Source organism: Aestuariivirga sp., assembly GCF_037139295.1.
In the GTDB taxonomy this organism is placed as follows: Bacteria; Pseudomonadota; Alphaproteobacteria; order Rhizobiales; family Aestuariivirgaceae; genus Aestuariivirga.
Genome location: NZ_JBAXGR010000006.1, coordinates 25,946 through 40,264, shown reverse-complemented (window position 1 = coordinate 40,264; position 14,319 = coordinate 25,946). Strand labels below are relative to the sequence as shown.

Here is a 14,319-nt window from a genome sequence, read left to right as displayed (position 1 = left end):
CGGGCTTGTATAATAGCACTGTGCCCCGATGACGAGACTTTCACTCAGCACCTGCAAGACCCTGCCCTATGACCCTGCCTTTGTGGATATCGGCATCGTGCATTTGGGCGTGGGCGCGTTCCACCGCGCCCATCAGGCGGATTATACCGATGCCGTGCTGGCCAAGGGCGACAAGCGCTGGGCCATCCTCGGCGCCAGCCTGCGCGCGCCCGACACGCGCGATGCCCTGAAGGACCAGGACTGGCTCTACACGCTGGCCCAGTCAGACGAGCAGGGCGAGCGCTGCCGGGTGATCGCCGCCCTGCGCGGCGTGCTGGTGGCGCCAGAGAACCCACAGGCCCTGATCGAGGCCATGTGCCTGCCATCCGTCAAGATCGTCTCCCTCACCGTCACCGAGAAGGGCTATTGCCATGATCCGGCAACGGGCGCGCTGAATGATCAGCACCCGGACATTCTCCACGATCTTGGCCATCCGGATACCCCGCGCTCCGCCCCCAGCTTCCTCGTCGAGGCGATCCGGGCACGCAAGGCCCGCGGCCTCCCGCCCTTCACCGTGCTGTGCTGCGATAACCTGCCCGCCAATGGCCGCACCGTGGCGAAGGTCGTCACCCGCCTCGCCGCGCTGCGCAGCCCGGACCTCGGCCAGTATGTCGCGGAACACATCGCCTTCCCCGCCACCATGGTGGACCGCATCGTGCCCGCTACCACAGACGCCGACCGCGCGCGGATTACCAAAGCCACCGGCCTCGAAGACCAGTGGCCCGTGGTCACGGAGGCCTTCACCGACTGGGTGATCGAGGACAATTTCCCGCAAGGCCGGCCAGACTGGGCCGCCCGCTTCGTCACCGACATCGCCCCCTTCGAGACGATGAAGCTGCGCCTCCTCAACGGTGCTCACTCCTCCATGTCCTATCTGGGCTATCTCGCAGGCCACGAGACGATTGCCGACTGCATGAAGGATGAGTCTCTCGCGCATTTCGTCAGTCATCTGATGAATATGGAAGTGACCTCCACCCTCGCCGTTCCTCCGGGTACGGATGTTTCGGCCTACAAGCAGGCGCTTCTCACCCGCTTCCGCAACCCGGGCCTGCGCCACCGCACCTGGCAGATCGCCATGGACGGTTCGCAAAAGCTGCCCCAGCGCCTGCTCGGCACCATCCGCGACCGGCTGAAGGCGGGTGCGCCCATCGAGGCCCTGGCCTTAGGCGTCGCCGCCTGGATGCGCTACGTGACGGGCGTGGACGAAAAGGGCGGCGCAATCGAACTGCGCGACCCGCTGAAGGACGAACTCCGCGCCAAGACCGATGCGGCAGGCCTCGATGCTGCGCGCATCGCCTCCGCCCTCCTCTCCATCAAGAAGATCTTCGGCTCGGACCTGCCAGCCGATCCCCGTTTCACCACTGCCGTCACCGCAGCACTCGACAGCCTGATCCGTCACGGCAGCCAGCAGACTTACGAAAATTTCCGGAGCACCCACCCATGAAGCAGACCTGGCGCTGGTTCGGCCCTGATGACCCCGTGACGCTGGCCCATGTGCGGCAGGCAGGTGCGGTCGGCGTCGTCTCGGCCCTGCACCACATGAACCGCGGCCAGGCCTGGACCGATGACGAGGTCCTGAAGCGCAAGGCGGAGATCGAGGCGGGCGGCCTCAGCTGGGATGTGGTGGAAAGCATCGCGGTGCCGGAAGCCATCAAGACCCGCACGGGTGACTTCCGGGCCAAGATCGACAACCACAAGGCCTCGCTCCGCGCCGTGGCCAGGGCCGGCATCAAGGTCTGCTGCTATAATTTCATGGCCATCACCGACTGGACGCGCACCGACCTCGACTGGCCCTTGCCCAATGGCGGCACGGCGCTCCGCTTCGACGTGGTGGACTTCTGCGCCTATGATGTCTTCGTGCTCAAGCGCCGCAATGCGGAAGGTGATCATCCGGCGGAGCGCATCGCCGCCGCAAAGCTTCGCCTCGCCTCATGGCCCGAGAGCAAGCTCGCCCAGCTCGAGCGCAACCTCATCGACTGGGTGCCGGCGCGCGAGACGGTCTATGATCGCGCAAGTTTCCTGAAGCAGCTCGGCGAATACCGTGACATCGCGGTCGAAGGCCTGCGCGAGCACCTCTTCCTCTTCGTCCGGGAAATTTCACAGACCGCGGAGGAAGTGGGCATCAGGCTCGCCATCCACCCGGATGACCCGCCCTTCCCGCTCTTCGGCCTGCCGCGCGTGAACTCCACCCAGGCTGACACGCAGAAACTCTTCGATGCCGTGCCGAGCCCCGCCAATGGCGTCACCCTCTGCACCGGTTCCTACGGCGCGAACCCGTCAAACGATCTGGTGAAGATGGCGCGCGACTTCGGGCCCCGCATTCACTTCGCGCATCTCCGCAACACCACGCGCGAGGCAGATGGCTCATTCTATGAGGCAGAGCATCTGGACGGCGACACCGACATGATCGGCGTCGTCGCCGCACTTCGTGATCTGGAAACGCGGGACAAGCGACAGATCCCCATGCGCCCCGACCACGGCCACCTGATCGTCGATGACATCGGCAAGAAAGTGAACCCAGGCTATTCCTGCATCGGAAGGCTCAAGGGTCTCGCGGAACTGCGGGGCGTGATGCGCACCGTCGATGCGTTCCGCGAGAAGCGCGTCAGCTGATCAGACGCGGGGGCGGGCCGGCATGCCCGCCTGGTCCTTCGGCACGATCATCTTGCCCACCGGCCACAGCGCGATGCCGGCAAGCTTCAGGTGTGCCCAGGCGAAGGGAATGCCGATGATGGTGATGGCATAGATGAAGGCCCAGAACAGGTGCATCAGCGCCAGCCACCAGCCGGCCAGAACGAGCCAGATGATATTGCCGATGGTGCCCAGCGGCCCGGTGCCGATGTCGTCCTGTCCCGTCACGTGCTCACGCGGCACGGCGGTGTAGCCGAAGGGCATCAGCGTATAGAGCGCGATGTTGATCGCGGCGCGTGCCCAGGGGATGCCGACGATGGTCACCGCCATGATGGCCGCCGCAACCAGCCAGCCGAAGGCCATCCAGGCGCCGCCCAGCAGGATCCAGATGATGTTCAACAGCAGTGACATGGTGACCTCCAAAGTTCTCGGGCTGACATATGGGGAGTTGCGCGGCGTTTCGCCAGCGGAATCTCGCGCCTGTTCCGATCAGGCAGAATCACCTGATCGAAAGGAACATGCGCCGGATCGTGCCGGTTGACCGCTGCGCCCGGGGCTCCCATTCTCGGGCCCATGCGATTCATCCACACAGCCGACTGGCAGATCGGCAAGCCGTTCCGGAATTTCGGCGAAAAGGAAAGCGTGCTGCGCCAGGCGCGCCTCTCCGCCATCGAAGCCATTGGCCGCCTCGCCCAGGCGGAGGGAGCCGCACACGTGCTGGTGGCGGGCGACCTCTATGACAATGAAGCCCCCTCCCAGAAGACGCTGCTCGAACCGCTGGAGCGCATGCGGAATTTCTCCGCTGTCGCCTGGCATGTCATTCCCGGCAACCATGACCATCATCGCGGCAACGGGCTATGGGACCGCGCGGCCACCCTCGGCCTGCCGCCCAACGTGCACCTTCATCTCACGCCAGAACCCGCATCGCTGGGCGAGAACGCCGTGCTGCTGCCCGCACCGCTGCGCCGCAAGAGCGAGGTGAACGACCTCACCGACTGGATGGATTCGGCAGCGAGTGCCGCGGGCCAGATCCGCATCGGCCTCGCCCACGGTTCGGTGCAGGGTTTCGATTCCGCTGGCGAGGCGAACAACCCGATTGCCGCTGATCGGGCGAAGCGCGCCGGGCTTGACTACCTGGCCCTCGGCGACTGGCACCGCACCCTGCAGATCGGCCCAGCCACCTGGTATGCGGGCACCCCGGAGGCCGACCGCTTCAACAGCCAGGAGGTGGGCCAGGTGCTGATGGTGGACATCGCAGCGGCTGGCGCTCCGGCGAAGGTGACGGCCCATCGCACCGGCGCCTATCGCTGGCTGTCACAAGCCGAGGACCTGTCGAATGCCACTGACATCGACAGCCTTGAGGCACGGCTGCGCGCCCTGCCCGACTTGACGAGCCTTCTCATGCGCCTCGATCTGCGCGGCACGCTGGACCTGACTGCGCGCGCCGATCTCGCGCGCCGCCTTGGTGGCCTCGAGGCCGCGATGTTCTGGCTCGCCCCGAATCTCGCTGACCTTCACGTGCGCCCCACCCTCGCCGACCTCGAGAAGATCGACTTCGATGGCGTGCTGCGCGAAGCCGCGGAGAAACTGCGGCAGCAGGCCGAGAACCCCGCGGCGAGCCCGGCGGAACAGCGCCGCGCCGAGGAGGCGCTGGTGCAGCTCTATCTCCTCACGCGCGACAGCCGGGGAGAAGCGGCATGAAGCTTCTTCACGTCTCGGTCGAAGGTTGCGGCCGCTTCGGCACGCCGGCGCGCATCGAGGGCTTCGGCGCGGGCGTCAACATTCTCTCGGCGCGCAACGAGGCGGGAAAGTCCACGCTGTTCCGCGCCATCCGCACCTGCCTCTTCGAGCGCCACTCATCGACAGCGAAGGACATCGCAGGCCTTGCTACCGACGGCCTGTCGCTTCCGGTGTCGATCAAGGTCGGCTTCGAACATGACGGCAAGCGCTATGAGATCGCCAAGTCATTCCTCAAGAGCAAGGCGGCGAGCCTCACGCGTGACGGCGTGGAGATCGCGCGCAATGCCGAGGCTGATGAGCAGGTGTGGGACATGCTCGGCATCGCGCCCAAGTCCACTCGCGCGCTGGACGAGGCGAGCTATGGCTTGCTGTGGGTGCAGCAGGGCCACTCCTTCAACGTGCCGGAGCCATCGGAAGCGGCTGCCAGCCAGCTCAATGCCGTGATCCAGCAGGAAGTCGGCACGCTGGTGGGCGGCGAGCGGGCGCGGCAGTTGCTGGGAACCGTGAAGGATGAGCTCGGCCGCTTTCTCACCGAAAGTGGCAAGCCGAAGACAGGCGGCCCGTTGCATGCCGCGATCGAGACGAGCGCCGACATCACGACCCAGCGTCTCGAGGCGGAGTCGCAGCTTGCCGCCCTCGACGAGAAGCTCGACGAGCTTTCGCGGCTGCGCGCCGATTTGCGCACTGCGGGCGACCCCGGCGTCGCGCTGGCGATGAAGACCGATCTCGATGACAGCAAGCGCAAGCTGGACGAGGCCGAGAAGGCAGGCGAGGAGCTGCGCCGCCTCATTGCAGATGAAAAGCAGGTGCATGCATTGGCAGAGGCACAGGCAGACAAGCTGACCGAGCTGAAGCGCCGCGCCGCCGGCATCGACGCGCAACGGGCACGTGTAACGGAGCTGGTGAAGGAGACCGGCCCCATCGAACAGGAGATGACGGCGGTTTCCGCCGCCCTGGCGCAGGTCACGGAACGAAAGGCAAGGCTCGACGCCGACAGCGAGGCGCTGGATGCGGAGGATCGCGACCTTGTCCGCCTCACTGGTCTCACCACAAGGCTCGCGCAACGCGAGAACCTGTCGGCCCGTCTCGACCTGCTTGAGCGGCTTCGCAGCCGCGCCGCCGCCAATGATGCAGCCCTCAAGGCGGCGCGTGTCGATGACGCCGCCGTCAAGGCACTCGAGGCGCTGGAGAACGAGGACGCAAGGCTGCGCGCGAGACAGGACGCCGCGGCACCGCGCGTTGCCATCGAGGCCGCGCCCGGCACTGGCGTACGCCTTGATGGCGCGGCCGTCTCGGGCATCGCTGCGCGCGCCGTTACCGAGCCCGTGGTCATCACGGTCGGTGCTGACGTGACGATCACCGTGACACCGCCACAGGCCACGCGGGAAGCAGACGAGAAGGCCTTGTCAGAACACCGCGACCGTCTGAGGGCCCTGCTCGCCGCCTGCGGTGCGGCGGACGCTGCGGAGCTGCGCCGCCTGCGCGCCGAGCGCCTCACGCTGGAAGAGCAGGCGCGTGACATCAAGGCAGAGCGCAATGCATTGGCGCTGAAGGACGGCGTTACCGCCGAGATCGAACGGCTGCAGGCAGCGATCGGCGAAATCGACGCCGAGGCGCGCCGCGACCAGACAGATGGCGCGCCGCTGCCTTCTGCGGATGAGATCGCCCAGCGCAGACAGGCGGCGGCCGAACGCCGCAGTGTGCTGCGCGCCGAACTCGCAGGCGCCCGGGCCGAGATCGAGGCACAGAAGGAAGCCCTCTCCAGGCTGCGCGAACGCCGCGCCGCGCTGCAGGGGCAGAGCGAGCAGATTCACTCCGGTCTCAGTTCCGACCTTGCCCTCCTCCCCGATGAACAACGTGCAGCGATGCTGGACGAGTGCGAAGCGGAGCTCACCACGCGGCGCGATGCGCACCGCATCAAGGCCGCACTCGTGGCGGAGAAGCAGAAGCAGGCGCCGGAGGATGGCGAGATCGAGCGGCTCAGGTCGCGCGTCGACCGCCTTGTTGCAGCGATCCGGGGCCAGCAGGAGAAGCTTGAAAAGCTGGGCGTTCGCATTGCGCATGTCGAGGGCGAAGTGAAAGTGGCCGGTGGCGATGGCCTGGGCGAGCGCGCCGCGACGCTGAAGCTGCAGCAGGAGATGGCACTGGCCGAACAGGCGCGCCTCACCGAGCGCGTGGAGGTTCTGAAGCTGCTGCGCACAACCGTTGATGACTGCTACGCCGAGCGCCGCGAACAGCTGAATGCGCCGCTGCGCCGCCACCTCAAGCCCTTCCTGCATGACGTGTTCCCGAAGGCCGAGATCGAACTCGGCGAGAACTTCGCCATCGCGGGCTTGAACCGCGCCGGACCGGCGGCGGAAATTTTCGGCCGATTGTCGCTCGGCACACAGGAGCAGATCGCGGTGCTGGTGCGCCTTGCCATGGGCGCCATGATCTGCGAGCGCGGCAGTGACGTGCCCATCATCCTCGACGATGCGCTGGTGTTCTCGGATGATGACCGCATCGAGCAGATGTTCGACGCCATCAACCGTGCGGGGAAGAACCAGCAGGTTATCGTCCTCACCTGCCGGTCGCGCTCGTTCACCTCGCTGGGCGGCACGCAGCTGCAGATCACCTAGCGCTCAACCTCATCTATTTTTCCCTGTCATCAAGATTCTGCCACGTTCTGATTCAAAAGGGATGATCGGCAACCTTTTCCTGTGCGTGGTTGAGCTTGACCAGAAGGCGGTGTCACCAACGTCCACGCATCTGGGTTGCCGAGAGCCTGCTGCGGCAAGTGGGGCACCTTCTGGGAGTTTCAAACGAGATGAAGAAATTTGGCTTTGGCCTGCTGGCAGCGGGCCTGATTGCGGCTGCCACCTTGCTGACGAGCCTGCCAGCCTCGGCCGACCGCGACGGCGGAATGGGCGGCGGCGGCGGCATGATCTGGATTCCGCCCATGGGCGGAATGGGTGGCGGAATGGGTGGCGGCATGGGTGGCGGCGGCTTCCGCAACGGCGGCGTAGGCGGCTGGGGTGGTGGCCCTGGCACGGTGTGGCGCGGCGGCGGTATGAACGGGCGCGGCTGGGGTGGAACACCCGGCCAGGAGTGGAATCGCCGAGCCAACAACTATCACGGCGGCCAGCCGCACAATGGCCGCTGGCAACGGGACCGTTGGAACGCCAACGGCAACTGGAACGGCAAGTGGAACAAGAACTGGAACCGCAACTGGTACCGCAACGGCAACTGGTACGGCCCGCGCTATGCCTACCGCTATCCGGGCTTCAACCACTATTACAGCGGCTTCTGGTACCCGTGGCCGTGGTGGAGCAACACCTGGAACCTCCAGATCGGCGAGAACTACGGTTACTATGGCTATAATGGCGGCGGCTCCCGGTCACGCCACGTGGCGTGGTGCCAGGGCCGCTACAAGAGCTATAACCCGCGCTCCGACACCTACACCGGTTATGACGGCCGGCAGCATCGCTGCCGCGGCCCTTATTGACCTTACGTAATCCTTGCGGGTGCGTCGTCAAGTCGCGCCCGCGACCAATATGGAACTGCCTGCCCTGCGACAATTGCCGCCAGCCTGTTCTGTTAAGCCGTCCATGTGGTGGTCGGCCTTCCGGCAAGCCGGGGGCAAGATGGTCGCCCCTGCCAATCCGCAGTTGCAATGATCATCTGACCAGCATTCGCGTGAAACAATGAGCATCCTCGATATCTCCGCAACTTCCGGCAAGGAACGCAAGGCCCTCCTCGCCAAGGCCCGCCAGGCAGCCGAGATGCTGAAGGCACTCTCGCATGAGGGGCGGCTGCTGATCCTCTGCCTTTTGGCAGACGGTGAACACTCCGTCTCCGAAATCGAGACCGCCATGGCCATGCCGCAGGCTGCCGTATCACAGCAACTGGCCCGTTTGCGGCTGGACGGGCTGGTGACGGCCCGCCGAGAGGGCCGGAGCATTTACTATTCGATCGCCAGCAAGGACGTGACGCAGCTGATCACGGCGCTTCATGACATGCTGCAGGGCCAGGCCCGCGTTCCCCAGCGCCGCCGCTCCTGAGCGAACCCCGCCTCACCTCAACCATCCACCATACACGCCCGCGCGGCCCCGGGGCATTTACCATTGCGCCCCCGCTGACACGCCCTCTCAACGGTTGATCAACCGCATTGCCTCGAGCGATGTGAGACGAGAGTCTCCGGCAGATTAATCTCGGCATGGTGAATCGCGCAGCGGGCTGAAGCCTCCATTTACCATCCGCCTTCACCACGATGCGCGTTGTTCCGGAAATGCTGGGCGCTGACTGGTGCCACCAAACCCACGCACGCGGCTCCATGCGTGTGCGAACGCCTCCGAAATTCAGAACATGATGAACGCATCCGCCAACGCAGGGTGCCGTAGGGTTGCTATCAGATTTACTATAGCGAACTCGCCAGTGATGGCGCATGGGGACTCATCGAGCGTTGCATCCACGTCCTCATACTAAGTGTAATCCGCTATGCGCACTTGGTGAATCACGCATGATAACTCAACTCGTATTTACTCTAACTAGCCCGCAATAACCCTAATACGGGCTTCCGCTGTGATGCTTGAAAATCCGAGTCATAACTAAGCTACTCGGAAGTCCATATATAAGTTCTCCCAGATTGCGACGGGTCACACATGCTGACACCTTCACGACCAATGTGAACACCGAGATGTAACGATGTTCCGCAGCGGCCATCAGGCGCACACGCTGCATAGTCTGGAAGGCGTAGGGTTCGATGTTGAAGTTCAGGCGTATTGCACAGCTGTTGTCTGTGACTCTTGCAGTCTCGTCCCTACTCGCTGCCACGGCAGATGCGCAGACAAAGAGATTCGTGCGCGAGCGCCTTCGTCCGGCATTTCCGCAGATCAGCCTCGCGGAACGTCACGCTGAAGGCCAGGTGGCCATCGACAAGCTGGGCACCCGCATCAACGAGATCGCGAACTGGTACGGCAAGTCGCCTGATACCCTGCGCAAAGAACTGCTGCATGACCGCGATGTGAAGGTCGACAGCAAGGGCCGCATGTTCGTGGTCGAGGAAATGGTCGCCCCGCTTGCCGGCGCGACAGCTGAAGCACAGCAGTCACTGCTGGAAGGCCAGATCTCGTCGCTTGACCAGACATTCCTGCTGCACAGCAGGCCCGGCGCGCCCCGCACCATCTATCTGGACTTCAACGGCGCCACCATCACCGGCACGGCGTGGAACACAGGCAACAACACCATCACCGCCAAGGCCTATGACATCGACGGCGCCCCCGCCTCATTCTCCACTACGGAGATGCAGCGCATCCAGTTTATCTGGCAGCGCGTGGCCGAAGATTTTGCGCCCTTCGACGTCGACGTGACGACGGAAGCGCCTGCTGCCGACCGCCTCACCCGCACCGACATCAACGACCAGACCTTCGGCACCACGGTGCTGATCACCGACAACACCGGCGTCTACAGCTGCAGCTGCGGTGGCGTTGCCTATGTGGGTGTGTTCAACAGCACCAGCAACACCTACAAGCCGGCCCTCGTGTTCTACAACATGCTGGGCGCCGGCGATGAAAAGGCTGTTGCCGAAGCGATCTCGCACGAGGCTGGCCACAACATGGGCCTCAGCCATGACGGCACGTCGACGGCCTCTTACTATGGTGGGCAGGGCACCGACCCGGTCACAGCCTGGGCACCGATCATGGGCGTTGGCTACTACAATCCCGTCGTCCAGTTCAGCCGCGGCGAATATGCCAACGCCAGCAACACCGAAGATGACTTCGCGGTGATGCAGAGCTACGGCCTGCCGTTGCGCAACGACGACTTCGGCAACGACATCTTCAACGCCGCCCCGGTTTCGGGCACCACCGGCGGCACGGTCGATGGCGTGATCGAGCGGACGGGAGATGCCGACGTGTTCTCCTTCACCGCTGCTGCCGGTTCCTTCACCGCGTCGGTGATCCCTGCCAACCGCTCCGCCAATGCCGACCTCGAACTGACGCTGCTCAACGGCGCGGGCCAGGTTTTGGCCACCAGCAACCCGCTGAATGCCCTGAATGCCTCGCTCGGCTACAACATCCCGGCCGCCGGCACCTACTACATCAAGGTCAGCGCCACCGGCCAAGGCGATCCCGCTTCCACCGGCTACTCGGCCTATGGCTCGGTGGGCAACTACCGGGTGTCGGCGAACTTCCAGTCGGGCGGTACAGCTCCCAGCGCCGTGCTCACCGCCAGCGCCACGACTGCCATCGCGCCTGCCGCCATCACCCTCGACGGCAGCCAGTCCTATGACAGCGACGGCAGCGTAAAGTTCTACTACTGGGACTTCGGCGACGGCACGGGTGACAGCACCGGCTCGCTGCAGGCCACCACCAAGAGCTATGCCGCAGCCGGCACCTACGTCGTGCGCCTCACGGTGGTGGACGACAGCGGCTACAGCGCAACAACGACGCAAACCCTCACCATCGGATCCGCCACGCCGGAAAAATCCGTGTCGCTCCGCAACCTCAACCTCAGCCTCGCCGTGTCACGGACGGGCAACGGAAAGGCCAAGGCAGCATTCGAGGTGGTCAACGACCTGGGCCAGGTGATGAAGGGCGCGATCGTGACGGCGTCCTGGAGCGGCGTGGTCAGCAGCGCTGTCACCCGCAAGGCCAACCGCCTTGGCAAGGCGAGCATTGCCTCTCCCGCCACCAAGACCGTCGGCTGCTATGCCCTGACGATCATCGACATCTCGGTGGCCGGCTACACCGTCAACCCGGCCGCGCTGCAGACAACGCAGATCTGCCGCTGAGCAACGCAGACAGCCGCTGGAGGCAGGCGCTGCACAGGCGCGCTGCCCCTTCGGCCGTCCGGGCCTCGGCATAGCAGCGCAGTTCCGGCGCGTTGCCGGAAGGTCTGACATGCAGGATGTCACCACTCGCCAGCGTAGCCCGCAGCCCGTCCGTGCGGTCGATGGCCACCGGCATCTCGCCGAACAGTTGCTCCATTGCCAGTTGCGAGGAATCAGCATCGGCAAGCAGCGCGGCGCAGGCTGCGGGGTCGATCTCCTGCAGGCGGCCGCTAAAGCTGTGGCGCTCCGGCAGGCCATCTGCCAGGCGCGAAACCTTGCAGTGCCGGCGCCGTGCGCCGGCCAGCACCAGCAGCATGGGCAGAACGGCATCGCGCGTTGCCAGCGCCGAGATCGGTTGATTGCCGATGCGTGCCTCGCTGCCAAGCAGGAAGCCGCCATTGGCTTCGAAGCCGACAACGGGCAGATAATTCGGATGCGCCATGGCGGCGATGACATGCGGAGAGCCGATGCGGGTGCGCCGCACCTCACGGAACAGGCCCGGCGCATCCAGCGCCGTGGTGCTGTTGACGGGCGTCACCACCGTGCCAGCGCCAAGCTCGCGCGCGCACAGAAGCCCAAGCAGGTCGCCGCGCAGCCATTCGCCCGTTTCATCGGCGATCAGCGGCCGGTCGGCGTCACCATCGGTCGTGACGATGGCGTCGAAGGCGTGCCCGGCGGCCCACCCGCGCGCCAGTTCGCGATCCTCCGGTCGCACCGCCTCGGTGTCGATGGCCACGAAGCTGTCGCTGCGCGCCAATCCTTGCGTCTCTGCCCCCAGCGAGCGGAAAAGGTCGTGCAGCAAGTCGCGCGCCACGGAAGAATGTTCATAGACACCGATCCGCAGCCCCTTCAGCGCATCGGGGCTGAAGGCCGCGCGGTAGCGCTCGAGATAAAGCACCAAGGGCTTCGCATCGATGGGCGGCAGTGCCTCCATCTCCTCAGTCCGCATCGGCTCGGCGACTTGGTAGGCGAGGATGCGCTGCTCGTCCTGCTTCGAAATTTCGCCCTCGGCGCGGTAGAACTTCATGCCGTTGCGGTCGAAGGGAATGTGGCTGCCGGTCACCATGATGGCCGGTATGCCGAGTGCTTCTGCCGCGAAGGCGAGTGACGGCGTCGGCAGCACACCGGCGTTGACGGTGGCAATTCCAAGCTGCCGCGCCGCCGCGTGGCAGGCCTGCGCAATCGACGGGCTGCTGGGGCGCAGGTCATGCCCGATCAGCAAGGCCTTTGGCTTCTGGTCGAGGATCGACAGGAAGCCCGCAGTGTAGGCCATGCACAGGCCGGGCGTCAGGCTGGTGACAAGCCCGCGCACGCCACTGGTGCCGAAGCCTGCGCCCGCCGCGGCAGCTATTTCACCAAGGCTGCGCACGCCAGTCCTATTGCCGGGCATAGACATCCTCGTAGCGGATGATGTCGTCCTCGCCGAAATAGCTGCCGGTCTGCACCTCGATCAGCACCATGGGGCTCTCGCCGGGGTTTTCGAGCCGGTGCCTTGCGCCTAGCGGAATGTAGACGGACTGGTTCTCGCCCACGAGCGACACGGTCTCACCCACAGTGACACGTGCCGTGCCCTCGACGACGATCCAGTGTTCGGCGCGGAAGCGGTGCGACTGAAGTGAAAGGGCAGCGCCCGGCAGCACCACGATGCGCTTCACCTTGAAGCGCTCGCCGGTGGCCAGCGTCTCGAACCAGCCCCATGGGCGGCGATCGCTGCGGAAGCTGGTAGCCTGTGGCACCTTGCGTTCCTTCAGCGCCTCGACAGCGTCCTTCACGCGCTGGGCATCGGATTTCCGCGCCACCAGCACCGCATCGGGCATGGCGATGGCGACAATGCCATCAAGTCCGATCCCGACCAGCTGAAGGCCATCATCCTCGGAGCGCAGCAGGCTGTCGCGGCAATCCAGCGCCAGCACGTTTCCGGTCTGCACCACGCCATCGCCGGCGGATGCACCCTCGCTCCAGATCGCCGCCCAGCCGCCAAGGTCGGTCCAGCCACTGCCATAGGGCACGGCCCACAGGTCTTGCGCCTTTTCCATGATGGCATAGTCGATCGAGATGGACTTCACATTGTCCCAGGCATCAGCCGCCAGCCTGAGGAAGGTGAGGTCCAGCTTTGCCGCGTCGACGGCTTGCGTCACGGGCGGCACAAGCTCCGGCGCGAGGCTCGCGAAGGCGCGGCACATCACGTCGCTGCGGAACAGGAAGATGCCGGCGTTCCACAGGTGCCTGCCAGATGCCATCATCGTCTCGGCGGCGCCAAGATCAGGCTTCTCGACGAAGCGTCGCAATGGTGCCGCCTCGCCAGCTGCTGCCGGGCTGGCCAGTTCGAGGTAGCCATATCCGGTCTCGGGTGCCGTGGGCGTGATGCCGAAGGTGACGATGCCGCCTGCAGCGGCACGCCGTGATGCCGCTGCGGCAATGGCACGAAACGAGGCCGGGTCGGGCATCAGGTGGTCAGACGGTGCTACCAGCACCAGCGCGCCAGGCTGGTGCTGCTCCAGCCATAGCGTCGCCGCCAGAACCGCCGGCGCGGTGTTGCGCGGCGAGGGTTCAATGAGCACGGCAGCCGGCGTGATGCCGATCAATGCCAGCTGGTCACGCACGACGAACCGGAATTCCGCCGAAGTGACGATCACGGGTGCCGCGAACATCTCGCCCGACAATCGGCGCGCGGTGGCCTGGAACAGGCTCTCCTCGCCGACAAGCTTCGAAAACTGCTTGGGGAAGCTCTGCCGCGACACCGGCCACAACCTGGTGCCCGATCCACCGCAGAGGATGACCGGATGGATGCGACCCAGCATCTCGCTACTATTCATGACCAACGCCAACTCCACTTCGCGACTGTCGATTCTGTCGCTGATCCGCTGTCGGATGTCATAGGCGACACCTCTCCCCACGACAAGCTGGCGTGCAACAGCAGTCACACCCCAAGGTTTTATCCTTATTGCCCGATGCTTGAGCCGCATGAGCATGTCAAGTCACTCTGGACGAATACCTAAGACAAGTTTCCGCCAAAGAATCCTTATCTATGTTGTGTCGAAGCAAACAACTGGTATAATGCAAACGGAACCGGACACACGAACTTTTTTACAACTTTTGGT

10 protein-coding genes are annotated in these 14,319 nt (G+C 64.9%); 7 read left to right on the top strand and 3 right to left on the bottom strand.

The genetic code is table 11. The features are described from left to right. Positions 1 to 28 precede the first annotated feature (28 nt). Positions 29 to 1,483 carry a mannitol dehydrogenase family protein gene (locus WCJ41_RS03480; protein WP_336904439.1) on the top strand — a complete coding sequence of 485 codons (1,455 nt, stop codon included), beginning with the start codon at positions 29 to 31 and terminating at the stop codon, positions 1,481 to 1,483. After that, complete coding sequence (gene uxuA, locus WCJ41_RS03475; RefSeq protein ID WP_336904438.1) at positions 1,480 to 2,652, top strand: mannonate dehydratase; 1,173 nt, start codon at positions 1,480 to 1,482, stop codon at positions 2,650 to 2,652. Before WCJ41_RS03480 ends, uxuA begins: the two co-directional genes overlap by 4 nt. Here uxuA and WCJ41_RS03470 read toward each other — a convergent pair whose 3' ends face one another. Next, a complete protein-coding gene (locus tag WCJ41_RS03470) occupies positions 2,653 to 3,081 on the bottom strand; it encodes a YccF domain-containing protein (RefSeq protein WP_336904437.1) in 429 nt (142 codons plus the stop codon). 126 nt (positions 3,082 to 3,207) lie between these two features. On the opposite strand from WCJ41_RS03470, the gene WCJ41_RS03465 reads away from it, so the two are divergent. The 5 genes from WCJ41_RS03465 (at position 3,208) to WCJ41_RS03445 (ending at position 11,179) form a co-directional block, all read left to right on the top strand. Continuing rightward, a complete protein-coding gene (locus WCJ41_RS03465; RefSeq protein WP_336904436.1) occupies positions 3,208 to 4,371 on the top strand; it encodes a DNA repair exonuclease in 1,164 nt (387 codons plus the stop codon). Further along, complete coding sequence (locus WCJ41_RS03460) at positions 4,368 to 7,028, top strand: AAA family ATPase (RefSeq protein WP_336904435.1); 2,661 nt, start codon at positions 4,368 to 4,370, stop codon at positions 7,026 to 7,028. Before WCJ41_RS03465 ends, WCJ41_RS03460 begins: the two co-directional genes overlap by 4 nt. Before the next feature lie 188 nt (positions 7,029 to 7,216). Further along, positions 7,217 to 7,894: a BA14K family protein gene (locus WCJ41_RS03455; RefSeq protein ID WP_336904434.1), complete on the top strand. Its 678-nt coding sequence runs from the start codon at positions 7,217 to 7,219 to the stop codon at positions 7,892 to 7,894. A gap of 199 nt (positions 7,895 to 8,093) precedes the next feature. Further along, positions 8,094 to 8,450, top strand: a complete 357-nt coding sequence (locus WCJ41_RS03450) for a metalloregulator ArsR/SmtB family transcription factor (protein ID WP_336904433.1) — start codon at positions 8,094 to 8,096, stop codon at positions 8,448 to 8,450. Between the two features lie 797 nt (positions 8,451 to 9,247). Next, entirely contained in the window at positions 9,248 to 11,179 is a 1,932-nt protein-coding gene (locus WCJ41_RS03445) for a PKD domain-containing protein (RefSeq protein WP_336904432.1), read from the top strand. Here the strand turns inward: WCJ41_RS03445 and WCJ41_RS03440 are convergent. After that, positions 11,139 to 12,608 (bottom strand): phosphomannomutase, encoded by a 1,470-nt coding sequence (locus WCJ41_RS03440; RefSeq protein WP_336904431.1) that lies wholly within the window; start codon positions 12,606 to 12,608, stop codon positions 11,139 to 11,141. The two genes, WCJ41_RS03445 and WCJ41_RS03440, sit on opposite strands and share 41 nt — an antisense overlap. After that, entirely contained in the window at positions 12,595 to 14,034 is a 1,440-nt protein-coding gene (locus WCJ41_RS03435; RefSeq protein WP_336904430.1) for a mannose-1-phosphate guanylyltransferase/mannose-6-phosphate isomerase, read from the bottom strand. Before WCJ41_RS03435 ends, WCJ41_RS03440 begins: the two co-directional genes overlap by 14 nt. Positions 14,035 to 14,319: the final 285 nt, after the last annotated feature.